The sequence below is a fragment of the Niastella vici genome (assembly GCF_002077945.1).
Taxonomy (GTDB): domain Bacteria; phylum Bacteroidota; class Bacteroidia; order Chitinophagales; family Chitinophagaceae; genus Niastella; species Niastella vici.
Window position 1 is genome coordinate 208,042 of the sequence record NZ_LVYD01000041.1, and the last position, 21,891, is coordinate 229,932.

Annotated in this window: 18 protein-coding genes and 1 tRNA gene; 13 read left to right on the forward strand and 6 right to left on the reverse strand. The window is 45.9% G+C overall.

Annotated features, from left to right (window positions below):
• Window positions 1-11 precede the first annotated feature (11 nt).
• Window positions 12-299, forward strand: a complete 288-nt coding sequence (locus A3860_RS10535) for a hypothetical protein (protein WP_081146642.1) — start codon at window positions 12-14, stop codon at window positions 297-299.
• A 5-nt stretch (window positions 300-304) separates the two neighbouring features.
• Here the strand turns inward: A3860_RS10535 and A3860_RS10540 are convergent, their stop codons facing one another.
• Window positions 305-559 (reverse strand): hypothetical protein, encoded by a 255-nt coding sequence (locus A3860_RS10540; protein WP_143774047.1) that lies wholly within the window; start codon window positions 557-559, stop codon window positions 305-307.
• Window positions 560-714: 155 nt separating this feature from the next.
• Between A3860_RS10540 and A3860_RS10545 the strand changes: the two genes are divergently transcribed.
• The 6 genes from A3860_RS10545 (at window position 715) to A3860_RS10570 (ending at window position 6,410) form a co-directional block, all read left to right on the forward strand.
• On the forward strand, window positions 715-1,005 hold the full coding sequence (locus A3860_RS10545) for a cell division protein ZapA (protein WP_081146644.1): 291 nt from the start codon (window positions 715-717) through the stop codon (window positions 1,003-1,005).
• A gap of 211 nt (window positions 1,006-1,216) precedes the next feature.
• Window positions 1,217-2,770 (forward strand): ribonuclease Y, encoded by a 1,554-nt coding sequence (gene rny, locus A3860_RS10550; protein ID WP_245843510.1) that lies wholly within the window; start codon window positions 1,217-1,219, stop codon window positions 2,768-2,770.
• Between the two features lie 92 nt (window positions 2,771-2,862).
• Window positions 2,863-3,240: a 50S ribosomal protein L19 gene (gene rplS / locus A3860_RS10555; RefSeq protein WP_081146647.1), complete on the forward strand. Its 378-nt coding sequence runs from the start codon at window positions 2,863-2,865 to the stop codon at window positions 3,238-3,240.
• 184 nt (window positions 3,241-3,424) lie between these two features.
• Window positions 3,425-3,664: a Sec-independent protein translocase subunit TatA/TatB gene (locus tag A3860_RS10560; RefSeq protein WP_081146648.1), complete on the forward strand. Its 240-nt coding sequence runs from the start codon at window positions 3,425-3,427 to the stop codon at window positions 3,662-3,664.
• A 58-nt stretch (window positions 3,665-3,722) separates the two neighbouring features.
• Window positions 3,723-5,168 carry an Asp-tRNA(Asn)/Glu-tRNA(Gln) amidotransferase subunit GatA gene (gene gatA / locus A3860_RS10565; protein ID WP_081146649.1) on the forward strand — a complete coding sequence of 482 codons (1,446 nt, stop codon included), beginning with the start codon at window positions 3,723-3,725 and terminating at the stop codon, window positions 5,166-5,168.
• A 150-nt stretch (window positions 5,169-5,318) separates the two neighbouring features.
• Window positions 5,319-6,410, forward strand: coding sequence for a lytic transglycosylase domain-containing protein (locus tag A3860_RS10570; protein ID WP_081146650.1), 1,092 nt, complete (start codon window positions 5,319-5,321; stop codon window positions 6,408-6,410).
• 60 nt (window positions 6,411-6,470) lie between these two features.
• On the opposite strand, the gene A3860_RS10575 is transcribed toward A3860_RS10570, so the two are convergent.
• The 4 genes from A3860_RS10575 to A3860_RS10590 form a co-directional block, all read right to left on the reverse strand.
• Window positions 6,471-7,703, reverse strand: a complete 1,233-nt coding sequence (locus tag A3860_RS10575) for an anthranilate synthase component I family protein (protein ID WP_245843511.1) — start codon at window positions 7,701-7,703, stop codon at window positions 6,471-6,473.
• A 92-nt stretch (window positions 7,704-7,795) separates the two neighbouring features.
• The gene (locus A3860_RS41060) at window positions 7,796-8,263 is read right to left on the reverse strand and encodes a hypothetical protein (RefSeq protein WP_158085198.1); all 468 of its coding nucleotides are present in this window, start codon (window positions 8,261-8,263) and stop codon (window positions 7,796-7,798) included.
• Window positions 8,264-8,357: 94 nt separating this feature from the next.
• Window positions 8,358-9,623, reverse strand: coding sequence for an adenylosuccinate synthase (locus tag A3860_RS10585; RefSeq protein WP_081146652.1), 1,266 nt, complete (start codon window positions 9,621-9,623; stop codon window positions 8,358-8,360).
• Between the two features lie 200 nt (window positions 9,624-9,823).
• A complete protein-coding gene (locus tag A3860_RS10590; RefSeq protein ID WP_081146654.1) occupies window positions 9,824-12,052 on the reverse strand; it encodes a RelA/SpoT family protein in 2,229 nt (742 codons plus the stop codon).
• Window positions 12,053-12,232: 180 nt separating this feature from the next.
• On the opposite strand from A3860_RS10590, the gene A3860_RS10595 reads away from it, so the two are divergent.
• The 5 genes from A3860_RS10595 (at window position 12,233) to tig (ending at window position 15,873) form a co-directional block, all read left to right on the forward strand.
• Window positions 12,233-12,317, forward strand: a tRNA-Leu gene (locus tag A3860_RS10595).
• Window positions 12,318-12,506: 189 nt separating this feature from the next.
• Entirely contained in the window at window positions 12,507-13,115 is a 609-nt protein-coding gene (locus A3860_RS10600) for a hypothetical protein (RefSeq protein WP_081146656.1), read from the forward strand.
• A gap of 216 nt (window positions 13,116-13,331) precedes the next feature.
• Window positions 13,332-13,478: a hypothetical protein gene (locus tag A3860_RS41065; RefSeq protein WP_158085199.1), complete on the forward strand. Its 147-nt coding sequence runs from the start codon at window positions 13,332-13,334 to the stop codon at window positions 13,476-13,478.
• A gap of 113 nt (window positions 13,479-13,591) precedes the next feature.
• Complete coding sequence (locus tag A3860_RS10610; protein ID WP_081146659.1) at window positions 13,592-14,413, forward strand: universal stress protein; 822 nt, start codon at window positions 13,592-13,594, stop codon at window positions 14,411-14,413.
• Window positions 14,414-14,493: 80 nt separating this feature from the next.
• Entirely contained in the window at window positions 14,494-15,873 is a 1,380-nt protein-coding gene (gene tig, locus A3860_RS10615) for a trigger factor (RefSeq protein ID WP_081146661.1), read from the forward strand.
• A 100-nt stretch (window positions 15,874-15,973) separates the two neighbouring features.
• On the opposite strand, the gene A3860_RS10620 is transcribed toward tig, so the two are convergent.
• On the reverse strand, window positions 15,974-16,279 hold the full coding sequence (locus tag A3860_RS10620; protein ID WP_081146662.1) for an ArsR/SmtB family transcription factor: 306 nt from the start codon (window positions 16,277-16,279) through the stop codon (window positions 15,974-15,976).
• Between the two features lie 285 nt (window positions 16,280-16,564).
• On the opposite strand from A3860_RS10620, the gene A3860_RS10625 reads away from it, so the two are divergent.
• On the forward strand, window positions 16,565-21,880 hold the full coding sequence (locus A3860_RS10625) for a S8 family serine peptidase (protein ID WP_081146664.1): 5,316 nt from the start codon (window positions 16,565-16,567) through the stop codon (window positions 21,878-21,880).
• Window positions 21,881-21,891: the final 11 nt, after the last annotated feature.

Sequence of the window (21,891 nt, forward strand, 5' to 3'; positions counted from 1 at the left end):
AAATTTGTTCAATGGAGGGATTACAGGAACAACTGAAACAGATCACGGAAAAACTGCAGCAGGTGGCACATCGTTATCATCTGCTGCAAAAAGAGCACGAGCAATTGAGCAGGGAAGTGATTGCGTTGCGAGATAAAGAAAAGGCCCGGTTAATACGAATTGATGAGCTGGAGATGAAAATTACGGCATTACAAACCGTTACCGGCCAATTGAATGAACCGGAAAAGAAAGAGGTGGAAAAAAGAATTAACCGTTACATCCGGGAAATTGACCGGTGCATTGCCTTATTGAGCGAATAAGACGTTCAAACCCGTTTTACGAGTCGCATTTTCATTTCATCGTCGCCTTGGGAAAGTTCCAGGGTGTAAACACCATATGGCAGATCGTTCAGGCCTTTCCAGGTAACTGTTTTGTCGCCTTGTGGTATGTTGGTTTCGAGCCGGCTGCATTCATAGCCCCTCTCGTCACGTAAAATGGCTTTAAGGCTGGATTGAATGGGCGCGATCAACTCCAGTGTCAGCGCGTCAATGAAGACGTTCGACCTAAGTTTAGCGAACATGTTAAAGGTTTGGTTTTGGTGAGTAATCATAGAATACGAAATTTGAATTTGAACCATCCAAAACTATCCTTTGAAGCCCAGAAGTAAGTAAAAATGTATCCCTGTGTGTATTGTGTGTGGATAAAAATAGGACACAGATTTCAAAATTGCAAGCAATGGAAGAATTAATTCCCATAAATGTTTTGATAGGCGACCGAACCTATCGTATTCGCATCGCTCCCAGCGACGAAGAAGTGGTTCGCAAAACCCTCAAATTGATCAACGACAAGATCCTGGAATTTAAAACCACCTTCGCCGGCAAAGACATGCAGGATTATGTGGCCATGGTAGTGCTGTGGTATGCCACCGAGCAAAAAGCCGCCACCAGCCAGCCGCTCATTGATAACCAAACAGGACAACAACTGCAGGCCATTGAAAAATTGCTCGACAGGATCCTGATCGATTAACCGGATTCAATAGCACCTCCTTCCAGGGGTCGGGGGTACACATCTCGATTTCCCTGTTCTACAAATAACTGACTTCAAAATGCTTGCAGCGCTGCTGCACCTTTTTTTGTATTTTCGCACATTCACATCTCACTATGGTTATCTTGCGACACATAGAGAGGGAGAGATAATGTAGAATATTATAAACATGTAAAACACTATGGATCAGAGTATGTTAACCGCTATAATAGGCATAGTGGCGCTACTGGCAGGTATAGTAGCGGGCAAATTCATATTTGCCAAAAACACTAAGCAAAAAATTGAAGAGGCCGAAAGCCAGGCCCGTAAAATTGTTGCCGACGCCCAAACGAGTGCCGAAACCACTAAACAACAAAAACAGCTCGAGGCAAAAGAAAAATTCCTGGCCCTGAAAGCCGAGCACGATAAGGAAGTGCTCGACCGTAACCGGAAGCTGGGCGAATCTGAAAACCGGGCCCGTCAAAAAGAACAATCGATCAACCAAAAAGCCGACCAGCTCGATAAACAGATCAAGGAAAACGAAGCGATAAAAGAAAACCTGAACCGGCAGATCGAAGTAGTGAACCTGAAGCGTACTGAGCTCGAAAAGCACCAGGAAGAACACATCCGCCGCCTCGAAAAGATCGCTGGCTTAACCGCAGATGAAGCTAAGAAACAATTAGTTGAGAGTTTAAAACAGGAAGCCCACACCCAGGCCCTGGCCCTGCAGCAGGAAATTGTTGACGATGCCCGCCAAAAGGCCAACAAGGAAGCCCGCAAAATCATCATCCAAACCATTCAGCGTACCGCCGCTGAGCAGGCCATCGAAAACTCCATCACTGTATTCAACCTCGAAAGCGATGAAATAAAAGGCCAGATCATCGGTCGCGAAGGCCGTAACATCAGGGCTATTGAAGCCGCTACCGGTGTCGACCTCATCGTTGACGATACCCCGGAAGCCATCATCCTTTCTTCTTTCGATCCCCTTCGCCGCGAAATTGCCCGCCTTAGCTTACAGCGACTGGTAGCCGATGGCCGTATTCACCCCGCCCGTATTGAGGAAGTGGTGGAAAAAACCCGCCGCCAGATCGAAGAGCAGGTTATTGAAATTGGCGAACGCACCGTAATTGAATTAGGTATTCACGGATTACATAAAGAGCTGGTTCGTATCGTAGGTAAAATGCGTTTCCGTTCTTCTTACGGACAAAACCTGTTGATGCACAGCCGTGAGGTAGCCAATCTGTGCGGTATCATGGCTGCAGAGCTGGGACTGAACCCCAAACTGGCCAAACGCGCCGGTCTGCTGCACGATATTGGTAAAGTGCCCGATGAGGAATCTGAACTGAGCCACGCCCTGCTGGGAGCCAAGCTGGCTGAAAAATACGGGGAGAACCCCGCAGTGGTGAACGCCATTGGCGCCCACCACGATGAAATGGAAATGCAATACGTGATCTCCCCCATCGTACAGGCCTGCGACGCCATCAGCGGCGCCCGCCCCGGCGCCCGTCGCGAGATCATGCAACAGTATTTACAGCGTATCAAGGATCTGGAAAACCTGGCGCTTGCCTACCATGGTGTTGAAAAAGCCTACGCCATTCAGGCCGGTCGCGAGTTACGGGTAATTGTAGAAGCAGAAAAAGTGACCGACAACGATTCTGACAAGCTTTCATTTGATATTGCCCAGAAGATCCAGACCGAAATGACCTTCCCCGGGCAAATTAAAGTGACCGTAATCAGGGAGAAAAGAGCCGTTAATGTGGCCAAATAGTAAATAAATGCAGTAAAATCGGGGGTTTTAGGAAATTAAAAATGAATAATTGGATTTTTTAATTAACTTTGCCTCCCCAAAATTTGAATGTCATGAATGCAGCAGTTCAATTTGTACATGAGCAGTTGACAGGAAAAAAAGAGTTCCCGAAGTTTAAAGCGGGTGACAATATAACTGTGAACTATAAAATTATCGAAGGTGGTAAAGAGCGTATCCAAAGCTTTCGTGGCGATGTTATCAAACGCCAGGGACAAGGTGGTACTGCTACATTTACTGTACGTAAGATCTCCGATAGCGTAGGTGTTGAAAGAACATTCCCTTTGTATTCGCCCAATATTGACTCTATTGAGCTGAATAAAACAGGTCGTGTTCGTCGTGCCAAGCTTTTCTACCTGCGTGAACGCAGTGGTAAAAGCGCTCGTATTAAAGAGAAACGCGTTAACACAACAGCAGCTCCAGTGGCTCAATAGTCACTTGTACATAAAACTACTTAAAGCGGGATCAATAGGTTCCGCTTTTTTATTACCTGACTTTGTTAAGCATCGGCAAAAAGACCTTTTTTACCAGTAACAAGGCGTAATTTGCGGCACAATTATGCGTTTTACTATCCGAAAGAGCGTAATTTTGTTTTTCTAACTATTTAAAAGTTTAATCATGTTACTTAGTATTAAAAACCTGTTGTTGATCTCAATGCCTGGTGGTAGTGAGTGGTTGTTGATCGTATTGGCAGTGTTGGTGCTGTTTGGTGGACGTAAAATACCTGAGTTCATGCGCGGTATTGGCCGTGGTATCAGGGAGTTTAACGATGCCAAAAATAATGTGAAGAAAGAGATTGAAGATGGCATTAACGAGAAGGATACCAAACAGGCTTCTTCTACTACTTCTGCCCACTAATTCTTTTTTACATACCACTATTAGTAACCGATTTGTTTATCAAAGCCGGTAACAACCTTTGTTTAAGTATCACTCAATAGCGCAATATCACCAGGACCTGCTTTCCAGCACAACAACGTGTGTGGAGGCGGTTCAACACTACCTGCAGCAGATCGATGCACGCAGGCACCTGAATGCCTATGTTCATACTTATGCAGAGGAAGCTTTACAGCGGGCGGCTGAGCTCGATGCCAGCCGCAAAGCAGGAAAGCCTTCAGGCAAATTACATGGTGTGGTAATAGCACTGAAAGATGTAATTGCCTATAAAGACCATCCGCTTACCGCTGCCTCGAAGATCCTCGAAGGATTCAAGCCCGTTTTTAATGCTACCGCCGTTGAAAGGTTGCTGGCCGAAGAGGCCATCATTATAGGTTCAACGAACTGTGATGAGTTTGCCATGGGTTCTACCAATGAAAACTCCTCATACGGCAAAGTGCTGAATGCGCTCGACGAAAGCCGGGTACCCGGTGGGTCATCAGGCGGTTCGGCAGTAGCCGTTCAGGCCGATCAGTGCATGGTAAGCCTCGGTAGCGATACCGGCGGCTCTGTGCGCCAGCCGGCCGATTTCTGCGGCGTGGTAGGCCTTAAACCCACGTACGGCCGCATTTCCCGGCATGGCCTTATCGCCTATGCCTCCTCCTTCGACCAGATCGGCATTTTTGCCAATAACGTTCCCGATGTAGCCCTGGTGCTGGAAGTAATTGCCGGCCCCGATGATTTCGACAGCACAGGCGCCCAACAAAAGGTGGATGCGTACAGCCAGCTGACGCCATTGCCTTCCAAACCGCTCAGGATCGCCTATTTTAAAGAAGCTTTGGAAAGTCCGGCGCTCGATAAAGAGATCCGCCAGTCGATCCTCGACTTCACTCAAAAGCTGCAGGCCGACGGCCATACCGTAGAACCGGTAGATTTTGAATTCCTAGATTACATTGTTCCTGCCTACTATATTTTGACCACTGCGGAAGCCAGTAGCAACCTCTCGCGCTACGATGGGGTAAAATACGGACACCGTAATGCGGGGAAAAACAATTCTTTAACAGATTTTTATTGTGCCACCCGGTCAGAAGGTTTTGGCTGGGAAGTTAAAAGACGCATCATGCTGGGAACCTTCGTACTAAGCGCGGGCTACTACGATGCGTATTTTACTAAAGCACAACAGGTACGTAAGTTATTGGTTGATAAGATCAACCTGATCTTCAGCCAGTTCGACGCCATCTTACTCCCCACAGCCCCCTCTACCGCCTTCAAGATCGGCGAAAAGACGGAGGACCCCATTTCCATGTATCTGGCTGACATTTTTACAGTTTTTTCGAACCTCACCGGTATTCCCACCATCTCTCTCCCGCTGTTTTGGCACACTAATGGTATGCCCTATGGGGTGCAGATTATGACAAACCAATTTTCCGAGTTATATTTGCTCCAGCTATCCCAGTCGTGGATGCAACAGTTCAGAACCGCCGGCTAAATGAAAAGCCTAAACCCCTTCGACCCCCGGCTTAATATCTGCTCTGTTTCTCCAACAAATCCTAAGAAAACTCACATCCGTTTAATCCTGTGTAAACTTTCACTCAATCCATACCACCGGGTCGATCATTATTAGTTTTAACTAACGAAAATGAAACGAAAACTTTTTATTTCGGGTGCTTTAGGCCTGGGATGGTTATGCATGGCATACAGTACTGACCACGGAATTGCAATCACACCTGTTAAAGGTGACCAAAAGATTAACAGGATTGTTCTTTCACAACAATTCGAATTCCCTGGAAAAGTAGTAAATGACTCCGCAGATCCCCAGCAAGAAGACTTAAACCACGCTTTCGAAGCGGGTTATTATTCCTCCAATGGCATTAAGCTGAATCCCCGCGCTATTCAGTTTGTTCAGGATTATATGGAGAAAAATGGCGAAGATCTTCGTAAAATGAAGACCTGGGCCAAACCATATTTTAATATGATCGATGGCGTATTGAGGAAATACGGCCTTCCGGCAGAATTAAAATACCTGGCTGTCATTGAATCTGAACTGAAATCAACCGCCACCTCCTGGGCCGGCGCTGTTGGTCCCTGGCAGTTAATGCCCCAAACCGCCCGCGATTTGGGACTTAAGGTGAACCGCTCGGTCGACGAACGGAAAAGCTATACCAAGAGCACCACTGCAGCCGCTTTATACCTGCGCGATCTGTATAGGGAATTTGGCGACTGGCTGCTGGTAATAGCCGCCTATAATGGTGGCCCTCTCAATGTATATAACGCCATCAAAAGGAGCCAGGGCAGCCGCAATTTCTGGAAGCTCCAGAATTATTTGCCGGCCGAAACCCGGATGCATGTAAAAAAATTCATTGGCACCCATTATATCTTTGAAGGACAGGGCAGCGTAACCACGCTCACCAAGGCCGAGGTTACCGAACAGCTGGGCATAACCGCTACCCGCCTCATCAACCGCCGGTTAACTACCGATGAGTTTAATAATGCCAAAAGCCTTGAGGTATCGGGTAAATATTACTCCGTGGCCATTATAAAGAATATTATGATGGAGCCCACCGAGTTCAACCGGTATAACCCCGATTTCGATGCTATTATGGCCAGCAGCGACAATGCGTATGAAATAAAATTGCCGGCCGATAAAATGGAATTGTTCGTAGCCAACAAATATATTATCCTTAACGAAAGTGTGCAGATGCTGCTGAGCGGCGCCACTGTAGTAAAATAATAATATTAGGTACTATACCACTTATTTTGAATGCCATCTTCACCGGGTGGCATTCTTTTTTTAATTACCCAGCACCTTCTTGATAGCCGCTGCCTTTAACAGGCATTCTTCATATTCCTTTTCGGGATCGCTGTAAAATGTAATGGCCGAACCGGCCTGAAAAGAAAGATACTTATTTGTAGCATTGTACATGATACTCCTGATCACCACATTGAAGTCAAAATCACCTTCGGGAGTTATATACCCTACGGCGCCGGAGAAAATGCCGCGCCGCGTTTGTTCATATTGCTCTATCAGCTCCATCACCCTTTTCTTGGGGGCGCCGGTCATGGAGCCCATGGGAAATGTAGCCTTTATAGCCTCAATAAAATGAATATCGCTGCGCAGCTGCCCACTAACGGTAGAGATCATCTGATGCACCTGCGGAAAGCTGTAGATGCCGAATAACTCTTCCACCTGCACCGATGCTTCCTCACAGATCTTCGACAGATCATTACGCACCAGGTCAACGATCATTACATTCTCCGACCGGTCTTTAACACTATTGTAGAGGTGTGTGGCACTTTTTTCATCTTCTGCCGCATTTAGCAGGTTACGTTGCGAAGTACCCTTTATGGGTTGCGAAAGAATACGATCGCCCTCTTTTTTCAGGTACCGCTCGGGGCTGGCGCACAAAAGATATTGCTGGCCTGTTTTATAATAGGCCGCAAACGGGTTTGGCGAGGTATCGCTCAGGGAGCAATATACCTGCACGGGATCAATGGTTATATTTTCAGCAAAGAATTCCTGGCAGAAGTTTATCTCATAACAATCGCCACGCAAAATATGCTGTTGCAGTTGCCTGATGATGCGAATGTATTCTTCTTTACTTATGCGGTTATTGATAGGTGTGGGCGCCAACGGACCAGCTTCACCAGGCGGCTCCATGGCGCATATTTCATGAAATATGGTCTCGTGCCGCGCATCAAACGCGCCGATCTGCAGCTCCTGTTCGCTTAATTGCAAAACGACTTCAGGAACAAAAAAACAAAGGTCAGGAAAACCAATGCCATCGGCATTATGACTTGCCTGGTTGTCGGTTTCATTTTTGAGATCGTAGCTCAAATGCCCGAAAAGCCAGTCGCCATGTTGCGCGTACAACTGCTGCAACTGCTCAAATGCACTGCCAGCCGCGGTTGCAAGGGTTTGTACCGACCCTGCCGCAGCCATACATTCAAGACTGTGATGCGGTAAATGATAATGCTGGTTGTCGAGAAAACAACAAATGTTGAACTGGTTAACCCAGCTCAACATTTGTTGTTTGGTTCGCTGAAGATCAGCGATGGGAAATGATATAAATTGTCTGCGCACTGTGGAAACAGGGTGAGCAGTAATTGAAGTAACCACTAAAAGTCCTCCTCATCGTCGTCGAAGCCACGATCGTTGAAGAGATCAAGGTCTTTGAACTCATCGTCAAGGCCAAGGTCATCGTCATCGTCACCTTTGCCTTTTTTAGCGGCCCCACCGCCAGTTCCTCCACCGCTACTGGCTTTTTTTCCTTTTGATTTGGGTAAATCAAATTCTTCAAAGTCAGGGTCCCAGTTATCATCTTCTTCCGGCTTATCCCAATCATCCACTTCATCATCCATGTCCTCGTCATCATCTTCATCATCCTCTTCATCGGATTTCTTAGAAGAAGCTTTACCTGCTTTTTTAGCGGTCTTCGGCGTTTCTAACTCTTCATCTTCCAAGTCTTCATCATCCTCATCCTCTTCTTTCTTTGGTTTCGATGAGGCTTTTTTCGGAGTTTCCTTAGAAGACTTTGGTGCAGAGTTTCCGTCGGTCTTTTTTTCCTTGTCAGATTTTGCTGCCATTGTCTGGTAAGATTATGTTGTAAATTTTCAGCGAAGTTTTTAATTCGCCAAATTTTTTAAAATAATTTTTCTATCAAAAAATCCGAAGTGAAAACTACTGAATTTCTATCAATTGTTCACGTCCCGGACCATTGGAAATATAATTAATATTCACACCTAAATATGAATTAATAAATGATACATATTCCGTCATGGTTGCGGGTAATTCACCGGCCGATCTAAACTTATCAGTCGCTGTTTTCCAGCCCTTAAAGCTTTTCAGTTCCGGGGTTATTGCCATTCTGGTCATCTGGAAAGGAATAGCATCCGTTTTTTTACCATCAACCATGTAAGACGTACATACTTTCAGCTCCTCAAAAGCGTCCAGCACGTCTGCTTTTGTCATAACCAGTTTTGTTACCCCGTTTACCATGCAGGCAAAACGTAAGGCAACCAGGTCAATCCAGCCACAACGTCTGGGACGGCCCGTGGTAGCGCCAAATTCATTACCGATCTTACGCAGCTCTTCACCGGTTTCATCGTGCAGTTCAGTAGGGAAAGGTCCGCTGCCCACCCGGGTGCAATAGGCCTTGGTTACACCTATCACATCACGGATCTTTTGCGGGGCCACACCCAAACCGGTACAAACACCGGCCGAAATAGTATTAGATGAAGTTACAAACGGGAAAGTACCAAAATCAACATCCAGCATACTTCCCTGTGCACCTTCAGCTAAAACTTTTTTGCCCTGGCTTATTTTTTCATTGATGAAGTATTCGCCGCTTACAACCTTGAATTCTTTCATGAATTCGAGCGCTTCAAAGAACTCTTCTTCCCAGGCTGAAATATCTTCATGAAAGTTAAGACTATCCAGCAACTTCTGGTGCTTCAATCGCAGGCGGATGTATTGGGTTGTGAAACTTTTATCTAACAAGTCACCTACACGCAACCCGTTACGGCCGGTTTTATCCATATAAGCGGGTCCAATACCTTTCAGGGTAGAACCGATCTTATCATTTCCTTTTGACAGCTCAGAAGCTTTGTCAAGTGCCCGGTGTGTGGGTAATATCAGATGCGTTCTTTCCGAAATAAATAAGTTCTTCCGGTAATCAATGCCAAACGCTTTAACCGTTTCACATTCCCTTTTTAATGTAACCGGGTCAAGTACAACGCCGTTACCGATGAGGTTAATTGTATTTTCATGAAAAATACCGGAAGGAATTTGATGCAGGACAACTTTTTTTTCGTTTACATATAACGTATGGCCTGCATTTGGACCACCCTGAAAGCGGGCAATAACATCATAACCGGGAGCAAAATAGTCCACGATCTTGCCTTTGCCTTCATCGCCCCATTGAAGACCTAATAAAACATCAACCATTATTAAATATTTGTAATTTGTTGCAAACGGGGGCAAAAATAGGTTAAAAACACTAAGACATTTTGAGATTTTGGGATTTTGGGATTTTGAGGTTTGAATATTTTTTCTCTTCTCCAAACTAATTGACACCGAACCCTTTGAATTTAGAGATTTCGGGAATTAATAATTCAAAAGATCTCTAAATCCCCAAATCAGAAATCTTATTGTTGTTCTGTATCGTATCTGTCTACCGTTTCAATACCAGGCAATTTTTTCAGCCGGTTCACCAGCTCATCCAGTTCTTCCTTATCATGCACATATACCCTGATATTCCCATGGAACAGGCCTTCCCGGGCTTCAATGGTCATAGCATTGATATTGATCTTCATTTCACCCGAAATAAGGTTGGTGATCTTATGAATAACCCCCACATCATCGAGCCCAATGATCTTGAGACCGGTGAGGAAGGAAATCTCCTTATTTTTCGCCCATTTTGTTTTAACCACGCGGTGCCCGTAATTGGCCAGCAAACGGGCCGCATTGGGACAATTGGTGCGGTGTATGGTTAATCCCTTGCCCGTGCTTACAAACCCGAACACGTCGTCGCCGGGAATTGGTTTACAACAATTGGCCAGGGTATACATGATCTTATCGCTGCTTTCACCAAAAATGATCAGTTCTGCATCTTTCTTGGGTAAAGCCTGAACCGGGTCGTGCTTTGGTTCGGGCCTGATGGGCTTTGGCGGCTCCAGCTTATCGCCCAGCACATGAAATTCGCTCAGCTCCTTCAGGTCAATTGACTTTATCGAGATCTGGTAATAAAGATCGAGTGGCGATGGCAGTTTATAAAATGAGGACAGTACATCTACATTATGCTGGTTATAGGCAGCCCCCATATGCTCGAGCTTCCGCTGCAACACATACTTGCCTTCATCGGCCACTTTTCTTTTTTCTTCTTTTAACGCATCCTTGATCTTGCTTTTTGCCTTGGCCGTAACCACAATATTCAACCAGTCTTCATTAGGCTTTTGCTTGGCCGATGTAATGATCTCAACCTGGTCGCCACTGCGCAGCTTATGGCTAATGGGCACCAGTTTATGGTTTAATTTGGCGCCAATACATTGCGACCCCACCATACTGTGAATGGCAAAGGCGAAATCGAGGGCCGTACTGTCAACAGGCAACATTTTTACATCGCCCTTTGGGGTATATACATAAATTTCCTCGGCCAGGAAACTGGTCTTGAAGTCGTGTAAGAAATCGATGGAATCGCTATCCTGGGTATTGAGCACTTCGCGTATTTGTTGGAACCATTTATCAAAGCGGTTCTCATCGGCTGTACCCTCTTTATATTTCCAGTGGGCGGCCAACCCTTTTTCTGCTATCTCGTTCATGCGGCGGGTACGCACCTGCACTTCAACCCATTTCCCCTGCGGCCCCATCACCGTGGTATGCAGTGCTTCGTAGCCATTCGACTTGGGATTGCTCAACCAGTCGCGCAGGCGTTCGGGCGATGGAGTATATTCATCGGTGATCATGGAATACACCTTCCAGCAACCCTCTTTTTCCTGTTCAAGGGGCACATTCAAAATAACCCTGATGGCAAACAGGTCATATACTTCCTCAAAAGCCACTCCTTTCTTTTTCATTTTATTCCAGATGGAGTGTATGCTTTTTGGCCGGCCGTATATTTCAAATTCGTACCCGGTTTTATCGAGCTTGTCCTTTATTGGTTTAATGAATTCATTGATGTAGCGCGAGCGCTCGCGTTTTGTTTCCGCCAGCTTGCGGGCAATTTCCCGGTATGCTTCCGGCTCCAGGTATTTCATCGCCAGGTCTTCCAACTCGGTCTTGATAGTATATAAACCCATGCGGTGCGAAAGCGGCGCATATACATACACTGTTTCAGAAGCAATCTTCAACTGCTTTTCCCGCTTCATACTGTCGAGCGTACGCATGTTATGCAGGCGGTCGGCCAGTTTTATGAGAATTACCCGTGGGTCATCGGTTAGGGTCAGTAATATTTTCTTGAAATTCTCTGCCTGTGCCGAGGCATTGACGTCGATGATATTAGAGATTTTCGTTAACCCGTCAACGATGCGGGCTATTTCGGTGCCGAATTCGCGCTCAACATCTTCCAGGGTTACATCAGTATCTTCAACGGTATCGTGCAACAGGGAGCAAATGGTAGAACGTACGCCCAAACCGATCTCTTCCACACAAATGCGGGCTACGGCCAGGGGGTGAAGAATATAAGGTTCGCCGCTTTTGCGCCGCATGGTCTTGTGGGCTTCGGCAGCCATTTCAAAAGCCCGGCGCAGCAATTCTTTATCACCGGGTTTTAATTTGGGTTTCAAAACGCGTAACAGAGCCCGGTATTCACGAAGTATTAGCTTTTTTTCCTGCTCTTCATTCAAATTATATTTCGATATCACGGCAACAGAATCCATAGTTAACGAATTTACGTAAAAATGCCCTATGTTTGCAACCCCAAAGACAGTTTATAAGTTCATCAGTTCTAAGTTTTAAGTTATATCCTAAACGCCTGATTTCCGATTTTATTCGGGAACTCTAAAGACCGGGAACCCAACTAAAAACAAACAAACTAAAAACTTACAAACCTGTAAAAAGCGCATGTGGTGAAATTGGTAGACACGTCAGACTTAGGATCTGATGCCGCAAGGTGTGGGGGTTCGAGTCCCTCCATGCGCACCAATTTGATAAAAAGCCATCCGCCGGCTGGCAGATGGCTTTTTCATTTAATATGATAGTTGGCGATTAAAATAAGTACCCCCATTTGCTCCGGTTGCTAAAATTTAATTAAAACAGGAAGGGAACATAAGGGAAATTAAAGAACAGACAGTTTTTACTTATTAAAACCTGTATCTGTAAACTTTATTCTCCATGAAAAAGCTGTTAACCATTACTACTCTTTTCTTTCCCGTTCTTTTATTTGCCCAACAAAAAAAGCAACACTTCATTTTAGAACATCTTTATGTAAAAGTTTCTCCAGGCTTGTTAGGCGTAGGAAAACAAACCGAAAACCTGCTCCTGGAAAGCGGCTTCAAACCTGCCATTTTCGGTGCGGTTGGCGTTAAAATGCGTTATGCGGCTGTGGGCTTCAGTACCGGCTATTTTAAGCTTAAAGAAGCAGGTGCCATCAGCCCTACGGGTGTAGACCTTACCATTACAGACTTCAAAAGAAAAGTGTTTCCGGTTCTTACCGCCCAATGGCACCAGGCTCATTTCACAGAACAATATACAATAGGCAGCCAAGGATCGCATAATTACAATATAACAGGGAACGATATGCACAGCATTGCCGCAGGCGTGGCATTTCGCACATTAAAAACATTCAACATACTGTTTACAGTAGGCTTTTCACGATTGAACAGCAAAACATTCTTAATAACACATAGTCCTTATACGAGCACAGGTGCTACAACTTATTCATACTACAATTTCAAAGACCATCTGGATATGGTTGTTCTTTCGGCGAATTTCGTTTGGTAAAGAAAATCAGCTTTTTACCCTGCCCTGCTATTAAAACGCTTGATTATAAGCCAATTGCAAATTTTGAATATTTATTTTTGTGCCGCCTAATAATTAGAAATGATGCGGTTCCAGCCCATTTTTTTAAGTTTTATTTATAATTGCCGCTACGCCGGTCCCTTTCTCAGTTCCGCTTTTCCCAGTATTATTGTGGCAGCTACAAAATGTACCTTGTACATGCCGTCGACAACACCCAAAAAAGAAATCTCTTTTAAAACAAAAAAATTGATCGGTAAGATCTGCCGGTTCCTCTATTATGGAATCCGGTATGCCTTCAGTATTATTACTACCTGGCTCGAATACGACCATTGGTCGGGTTATTAAATAATCGGCTACATCCCGCTTTTCCCCACTAATTATCATCAGGGCCTGGCCTGATCTTTATTATCATTCACTTATCCAAACTTGTTACCTTTATACAGCCTAATATTTATTGTATGAATACCATCCTTGTGCCGGTTGATTTTTCACCCGCCTCACGCAATGCAGCTAATTTTGCTGCAGAACTGGCTAAGCTGTTACATACCAGACTCCTTCTTTTTCATGCTTATTTGCTGCCCACCCCCATCAGCGAGGTGCCATATGCCATGGTTACGGTCGATAACCTGCAAAAGGAAAATGAAGAGCTGATCAAAAAAGAGGCTGACTGGCTTCATGACCAATACGGGCTCGAAGTGGAATGGCTGGTACGCATCGGCATCGCTTCCGACGAAATAAAGACCCTTACAAAAGAAAAAGAGATCGGGCTTATCGTCATAGGCATGAAAGGCGCCGGCGGTCTCGACAAGATCATCGGCAGCACCACCACCAACGTGGCCCGCAAAGTGAAGACCCCGGTGCTGGTAATACCCCACGACGCCGCTTATACCCCCTTTAAATATATTACCTACGCCAGCGATTTCAGCTACAAAACAAGCCTTCCCCTGTTTCAACCCCTGTTAGAGCTGGCCCGCACCTTCCAGGCTAAGGTCCATATCCTGTTCATTCGCCAAACCCATGGGGGCGATACAGAACTGGAAACAACCGGCCGAAGAAGCAACGAATTAATTTTTGAAGGATTTGACCATGAATACGCCATTATCGAGGAACCATCTGTAAATCATGGTATTAGCAGCTATTTGCAACAGCAAAAAAGCGAATTGCTGGTGATGGTGGCCCATAAACACACCTTTCTGGAACGGGTATTTTCAAAAAACCACACCACGGCCATGGCCTATGAAACCCATGTGCCCCTGCTAATTTTGCAGGATAAATCCTAGCGGGAAATATACTCTGAGACTCGTTTTGACCGATTTACCGGTTTGCCTTACCTTTGCAACCCAATTTAAAAAAAAGCGCTATGGCAACTGTAACCAGAGAGAATATCGGTCTGCTGAATGATAAGATAACCATAAAAGTAGCCGGAGCAGATTATCTGCCTTCTTTTGAAAAAGCACTCAAAAATTATAGCAAACAAGCCAATATACCAGGTTTCCGCAAAGGAATGGTACCAACCGGCATGATCAAAAAAATGCACGGTCAGTCGGTATTTGCTGATGAGGTTATAAGAACGGTAGAGAAAGAGCTGAGCAGCTATATGCAAAACGAAAAGCTGGAGATCTTTGCCCAGCCTTTACCGCTTGCCACAGAAGAAGCTCCCAAACTCGACATGAATAACCCCGTTGAGTATGTGTTTGATTTTGAAGTAGGCTTAAAACCTGCCTTTAATATTACCGACCTGGCAACAGAAAAAATGACCCGCTACAAAGTGAGCGTAACCGAAGAAATGATCAATGAAGAGGTTAACCGTTTACAGGTGCGTCATGGTAAACTGGTCGACAGAGATGCAGTGTCAGAAGATGACAACGTACTGAATGTAACCTTTACCGAAACTGATGCCAATGGTAATGAAGTAGAAGGCGGTATCAAAAAAGACAACTCCTTCCTCGTTAAATATTTTGCAGAAGCTTACCGCGGTAACCTTACCGGCAAGAAGAAAGACGATGTATTAAATATTCAGTTGAACAAAGCTTTCGACGAAAAAGAAAGAGAGTGGATCCTCGGCGACCTCGGCCTCGATAAACACGATGAAGCTGCTGCTGCAAAATTCTTCAACATGGCCATCACCAAAGTTGGCCTCGTTGAAAAAGCCGAACTGAACGAAGAGTTCTTCAAAGCCGTATATCCCAAAAAAGATATCAAGACTGAAGCCGATTTCCGCAATGAAATAAAAGAAGAGATCCAGAGCTACTGGGATAAACAAACGAAAAATCATTTACAGCACGAGGTTTACCACGTACTGGTTGATCATACAAAGATCGAGTTCCCCGAATCATTCCTGAAACGCTGGATGCAAACCGGCGGTGAACAACCGAAAAGCCAGGAAGAAGTGGAACACGAATTCCCCACATTCGCCAATCAGCTCAAATGGACACTGATCACCGATAAACTGGTTCAGGAGAACAATATCGAAGTAAAGAACGAAGACATTGAGGCTTTTGCCAAACAACAATTATTCGGTTATATGGGTATGACCATGCAGGAAGATGAACAACCCTGGATCGCTGAATACATTACCCGTATGATGAAAGACCGTAAGTTTGTTGAAGACGCTTACCACCGCATTCAAACAGAGAAAGTATTTGACTGGGCCGAAACAAAAGTGAATGCTGTTGAAAAACCGGTTTCAGTAGATGAATTCTCAAAAGAGGCTGAAAAACATCAACACCATCATCACTAGTAGATGACAGGTTGTTACTATATAGAACCCGGGATTTAAATTCCGGGTTTTTTATTGCCCTGAGTGCGTGCCCGCCTCCGGCGGAAAATCGAAGTGTTTCCTATTGCCCCTCTATTAGCCTCCCGAGCGCATCCAGCTTCTGGTTCCAGAAATTATGATACTGGGTTACCCAATCAGATACCTCTTTCAGTTTATTGAAATCAACCTGGCAATACCGCTCCCGCCCCTGCTGCCTGATCACTACCAGCCCGCATTCAGTCAATATCTTTATATGCTTTGAAATAGCCGGCCTGCTTACTTCAAAATTTTCAGCTACCCCGTTCAGGGTTAAGGTCTTATTCGCCAGCAAACCAATGATCTCCCGCCTGGTAGGGTCGGCAATTGCCTGAAAAACATCACGACGCATACAAAAAGTTTATGTAACTGTTTGGTTGCAAAATTAGGTGGTACCCACGGCTTGGCAAAACCCCGGAAAACCGGTCTAAAACAGGGAATTACCATATAGGGAATCATGTACAGGGTATGTGGGGAAAACTTTACTTTCAAAACATAGTCTAACAAGTTGATTATAACAACCTTACACAATTGCTACCCTCATACTAATCTATTGCAATTTCCGTTTATAGTAACTATCTTTTTCGATCCGTTAATGTTATAACCCCGAACCATTTTCCTATTTAAAAATCCGTAGATGAAATATCCGTTACTCGCATTTTCATTACTGCTTGTAGTATTGAAAAGTTCTGCCCAGGAGGTGCTGCGCCCCGTTCAGTTAAAAAGCGGCGCCCTCGCGAAAACCCGTAACCTCCGCAATGATTCGCATTTAACCGACTCCCTGCTTAAATACCGGTTTAAGCACAAGTATTACTCGCTTATTCAATTTACCAAACTACCCGATGCGGCTGAGCGGCAGGCACTGGCCCAGGAAGGTATTTTGTTGTATGATTATCTTCCCGACAATACCTTTCTGGCCGAAATAACCGACCGGTTGGTACCGGGCCAGCTTAACAGGAGTACCATTGGCGGCGTTTATACGCTGGAAGCAAAAAACAAAATTGCTCCTGCACTCACAAAGCAGTTAAGCCAGTCAATGCCCGACCCCGATAAACTGATCGCTGTAAGCTTCTACGGAAATATTGATAAAGCAACTGCAGTTGCCGAATTAAAACAAACCGGCGCCCACATTGAAGAAACAAAAATTCAACCGGCGCACGTCATATTCATCAACGCCGATGCGGCCACCGTACAAAAAATAGCCGCCCTGCCATTCGTTGCGTATGTAAGCAGCCAGCAAATGAAACCCGTAGCGATTAATAACCGCAACCGGGGCGCGCAGGGTATAGATGCCATCAGCGCTACTGCGGGCCGTAACCTGCAGGGTACTAATGTTACCCTGGGTTTGGGTGATAATGGCAATGCCAGCACCCACCTCGATATAGCCAGCCGGCTCATCAACAGGAACCCGGCAGCTCCTGCTACCCATGGCACACATACTATGGGCACCATGGGCGGTGGCGGCATAATAAATCCAAAATACAAGGGAATGGCCCCTAAAGCCACTCTCATAGGTCAATACTACAGCGACATTTTGGTGAACGCCCCTTACTATATGGCCGATTACGACATGGTGCTTACCAACAACTCATACCACTCTGCAGCGCTGGGTTGTGCCGGCCAGGGTGATTATGATGTGTTGAGCAATTATGTAGATGCCCAGTTGAACAGCAACAGCACCCTGTTACACGTATTTGCAGCCGGTAATGATGGGGGTTATACCTGCTCCCCCTATCCTGCTTCGTTAGCCACGGTTAAATCGGGCTTCCAAAGCGCAAAGAATGTGCTCACCGTAGGTGCCATTGACAATGGGACCTATAACATTGCGAATTTCTCAAGCTGTGGCCCGGTAGATGATGGCCGGTTAAAACCAGAGATCGTGGCCGGCGGATATGCCATTTGGTCAACCTATCCCAATAACACCTATGCCAGTAACTCAGGTACCAGTATGGCTGCTCCTACAGCAACAGGTACGCTGGGCTTATTGTACGAACGTTACCGGCAATTGAATAGCGGCGCTGATCCATCTGCTGCATTGATCAAAGCGGTAGCCTGCAATGGCGCCGATGACCTCGGCAATGCAGGTCCTGATTTTATATTTGGTTTTGGTAACCTGAATGCCCGTAATGCAGTAGAAGCGTTGGAGAACCATACCTACTTCAACGGCACCATCACCAATGGTGGCACCCAAACTTTCAATATAACAGGCGTGCCGGCCGGTACCGCACAGATCAAGGTTATGCTGTACTGGAGTGATCCCGCTGCAGTGCCTTATGCCAGCACCACGCTGGTGAATAACCTCAACCTTACGGTTACCGCTCCTGACCTTACCGTACATTCACCCCTCATACTCGATCCTTCTGCAGCTAACGTAAACAATGTGGCCGTTGAAGGAACTGATAATCGTAATAACATTGAACAGGTGGTGATCAATAACCCACCCGCCGGCAATTTCACTGTTACCGTTTCCGGCGCCAGTGTACCGCAAGGCCCACAGGATTTCGTGGTCGCTTACCAGGTAACAGCGCCCGCCGTCAATGTCGTTTATCCATTTGGCGAAGAAACCTGGGTACCCGGTGAAACGGAGATCATTCGCTGGAGCGCTTCTGACAACAATACCAATACATTTACGATTGAATATTCGCTCGACAATGGCAGCACCTGGACAACCATCAGCAACAGCGTAGCGGCAACAGCGAGGTTGTATGTATGGACGGTTCCCAATACACCTTCCAACACCGCATTGGTGCGGGTAAGCCGTAACAGTACAGCCTATACCGATGTAAGCGATTATACATTCACTATATTACAGCAACCAGCCCCCACCATTACCAGCGCCTGTACCGGCTATGTCAATCTCAGCTGGACCGCCATTCCCTCGGCCACCAGTTATGATATCATGCAATTCAAAAATGGAGACATGAACGTGGTGGCCAGCACCACCAGCACCAGCTATTTATTGGGTGGGTTGAACAAAGACAGCACGTACTGGTTGTCTGTATGCCCGGTAATAGGTTCAACACCGGGCCGCCGGGCAATAGCGCAAAGTATTATACCCTCCGGTGGCAGTTGCGCTTCACCAACCTTTGACAACGACCTGAGTCCCGATCTGCTGGTGGCGCCTGTTACCGGCCGTAAGTACACCCTGTCGCAATTAGGCACCGTAGCACCGCAGGTTCGAATAAAAAATATTGGCAGCACATCAACCACAGGCACATTCAACATCACCTACCAGGTAAATGGCGGAAGCCCGATAACAGAAAGCACGACCCAAACCATTGCAGCCAACAGCACATACACCCATACATTTGCGTCAGGCTACGACTTTTCAACACCCGGCACCTATACCATAAAAGCCTGGGTTGATTACGGCAGCGATCCATCGCACACGAACGATACGCTGGTAACTGTGGTGAAACATTTGCAAAATGACCTTATCACATTAAGCCCCTCTTATACCGAAGGATTTGAAAGCGCTACCGCAAACGCTTACTCCAGCGTTACCCTTGGTTTCGATGGGCTCGACCGCTGTGACTTCTACTCGAGCAGCAGCAATGGACGCGCCCGAACATTTGTTAATACGGGTATTGCCAGAAATGGAAACCGCGCCATTACGCTCGATCAGCTAAACAATCCAAGTTCTATAAACGCCGATAGCCTCATCACAACCTTCAACCTGGCTAACTACAGCGCCACCGACCAGTTATGGCTCTCCTTCTATTTCAGGAACCAGGGTATTGAATATTCGGCAGGAAATAACAAGGTATGGATAAGGGGTAGTGAAACCGGTGCCTGGATACCGGTTTATACTCTTCCTTACAATACAGCAGATTTTGGCGTATATCGCGCCGTTGCACCAATAAATATAACCGAAACCCTGGCCAATGCAGTGCCGGCCCAAACAGTAAGCAGCAGTTTCCAGATAAAATTTGGCGAGCATGGTTACCAGTCAACCAACTCGGTGATCATTGACGGTTCAGTCGATGATGGTTACACATTCGATGATATTACCATAACCCTCACTACCGACGACGCTACAATAGTGCAACTGGTAGCCCCTGCTACCACCAATGTATGCGCCCTCAGCAGTGCAGAACCGGTTACCATACAGGTAAAGAATTACAGTTCATCAACGCTTACCAATGTACCCGTTTCGTACCAGGTTGATAATAGCACCGCGGTAACTGAGATTATTCCTTCCCTAACGGCCGGACAGGTTCTGAACTATACGTTTGCACAACCAGCCGATTTCTCAGCCTTTAAGCAATACAACCTAACAACCTGGGTTAGTTATGCAACCGACAGCTACCGCACCAACGATACCCTTAAAGCATCCTTCCGCACCTCGCAGCTTATCAGCAGCTATCCTTACCTCGAAAGCTTTGAAAGCAACGATGGCAACTGGTATACCGGTGGCATCAACAGCAGCTGGCAATGGGGCACACCTGCTGCCGCTGTCATAAACAAAGCAGCCAACGGAACAAATGCATGGGTCACCAATTTAACAGGTAATTATAACAACAATGAGTTGTCGTACCTGTATTCACCCTGCTTTAACCTGACCGGACTTACGCAACCGGTGTTGTCGTTCAGCCATATTTTCAGAATGGAAGACAATTGCAATTGCGATTTTCACTGGGTTGAATACAGCACCGATGGAACTAACTGGTACAAACTGGGCAGCAGCAGCAGCAGCGGAACTAACTGGTACGACAATTCGCTGTACCAGGCCTGGAAGATCTCAGATACCCGCTGGCATGTATCAAGTTTTGATATGCCGGCTTCTATTATAGGCAGCACTACCGTAAGGTTCAGGATTGTTTTTTATGCCGATCCCGGCGTAACGTATGAAGGCGTGGGCATCGATGATATCCATGTATTTGACAAAGCAATTATTTACAGCGGTGCCGATATCACAAGCGGATTAACCCAATCGGTAAGCGGCAGTAACTGGATACATTTTAATTCAGGCAGCAACCGCGTAGTGTCTATAAATCCACATGGGCAGAACCTGGGCAGTACCGATGTTAAAGTGTACATCAACACCGGTGGCGTGCGCAACGATGGATATCAGTATTACCTCGACCGGAATATTGTTATTCAACCTACTAATGCCCCAACGGGTCCCGTAAGTGTTCGATATTACTTCCTGAATACCGAAACCAACAACCTCATCAATGCTACCGGCTGCGCAAGCTGTAGCACTATCTCCGATGCATATGCATCCGGCGTTACCAAATACCATGGTACGGCGTCGGAAGAGAATGGCACCCTGGCCGACAATACGAGCAATTCATATACATTCATTACGCCTTCGAACGTTGATATAATACCATACGATAATGGTTATTATGCCGAATACCAGGTAAGCAGTTTCTCCGAGTTCTGGATCAACAGCGGCGCCGCCGGGCAAAATCAGCCCTTACCCATTGTACTGGGTATGTTCACCGCAACAAGGAACAACGAAACCGCCTTGTTACAATGGACCACCCTGCAGGAAACCAATACCGATCACTTCGTTATTGAGCGAAGCACCGATGGCCTCCATTATGAAACAATTGGTACGGTTACAGCCAAAGGCAATACCACTGCAGAAAACAAATACCAGTTCACCGATAAACAAATGGCAACCGGTATAAACTACTATCGCATAAAAACAATAGATAAAGATGCGAAGTATGTGCTGTCGCCGGTACGGTCGCTCAATAACAGCGATAATGATTTCACCATCAGCATGCTGCCCAACCCGGTAACAAAAGGCGTGGTGTACATCAATACCTCGGTAAACTGCAACCGCATTGAATTGCGCGATGCAACAGGCCGGCTGATACAAACAGTGAATGTAAAAGGGACCGCCAATTCAATTTCTGTTCAGCACCTTTTAAAAGGAATGTACTTTGTTACTGTAGTAACAGACAATGGCGATAAAGTAGAAAAATTGATTATACAATAACCTGAAGTAAG

What these genes read in the sequence shown, in the direction of transcription:
- A3860_RS10535 (WP_081146642.1), top strand. Translation starts at nt 12, where the DNA reads ATGGAGGGATTACAGGAACAACTGAAACAGATCACGGAAAAACTGCAG.
- A3860_RS10540 (WP_143774047.1), bottom strand. Translation starts at nt 559, where the DNA reads ATGTTCGCTAAACTTAGGTCGAACGTCTTCATTGACGCGCTGACACTG.
- A3860_RS10545 (WP_081146644.1), top strand. Translation starts at nt 715, where the DNA reads ATGGAAGAATTAATTCCCATAAATGTTTTGATAGGCGACCGAACCTAT.
- rny (WP_245843510.1), top strand. Translation starts at nt 1,217, where the DNA reads ATGTTAACCGCTATAATAGGCATAGTGGCGCTACTGGCAGGTATAGTA.
- rplS (WP_081146647.1), top strand. Translation starts at nt 2,863, where the DNA reads ATGAATGCAGCAGTTCAATTTGTACATGAGCAGTTGACAGGAAAAAAA.
- A3860_RS10560 (WP_081146648.1), top strand. Translation starts at nt 3,425, where the DNA reads ATGTTACTTAGTATTAAAAACCTGTTGTTGATCTCAATGCCTGGTGGT.
- A3860_RS10570 (WP_081146650.1), top strand. Translation starts at nt 5,319, where the DNA reads ATGAAACGAAAACTTTTTATTTCGGGTGCTTTAGGCCTGGGATGGTTA.
- A3860_RS10575 (WP_245843511.1), bottom strand. Translation starts at nt 7,703, where the DNA reads ATGTTGAGCTGGGTTAACCAGTTCAACATTTGTTGTTTTCTCGACAAC.
- A3860_RS41060 (WP_158085198.1), bottom strand. Translation starts at nt 8,263, where the DNA reads ATGGCAGCAAAATCTGACAAGGAAAAAAAGACCGACGGAAACTCTGCA.
- A3860_RS10585 (WP_081146652.1), bottom strand. Translation starts at nt 9,623, where the DNA reads ATGGTTGATGTTTTATTAGGTCTTCAATGGGGCGATGAAGGCAAAGGC.
- A3860_RS10590 (WP_081146654.1), bottom strand. Translation starts at nt 12,052, where the DNA reads ATGGATTCTGTTGCCGTGATATCGAAATATAATTTGAATGAAGAGCAG.
- A3860_RS10600 (WP_081146656.1), top strand. Translation starts at nt 12,507, where the DNA reads ATGAAAAAGCTGTTAACCATTACTACTCTTTTCTTTCCCGTTCTTTTA.
- A3860_RS41065 (WP_158085199.1), top strand. Translation starts at nt 13,332, where the DNA reads ATGCCGTCGACAACACCCAAAAAAGAAATCTCTTTTAAAACAAAAAAA.
- A3860_RS10610 (WP_081146659.1), top strand. Translation starts at nt 13,592, where the DNA reads ATGAATACCATCCTTGTGCCGGTTGATTTTTCACCCGCCTCACGCAAT.
- tig (WP_081146661.1), top strand. Translation starts at nt 14,494, where the DNA reads ATGGCAACTGTAACCAGAGAGAATATCGGTCTGCTGAATGATAAGATA.
- A3860_RS10620 (WP_081146662.1), bottom strand. Translation starts at nt 16,279, where the DNA reads ATGCGTCGTGATGTTTTTCAGGCAATTGCCGACCCTACCAGGCGGGAG.
- A3860_RS10625 (WP_081146664.1), top strand. Translation starts at nt 16,565, where the DNA reads ATGAAATATCCGTTACTCGCATTTTCATTACTGCTTGTAGTATTGAAA.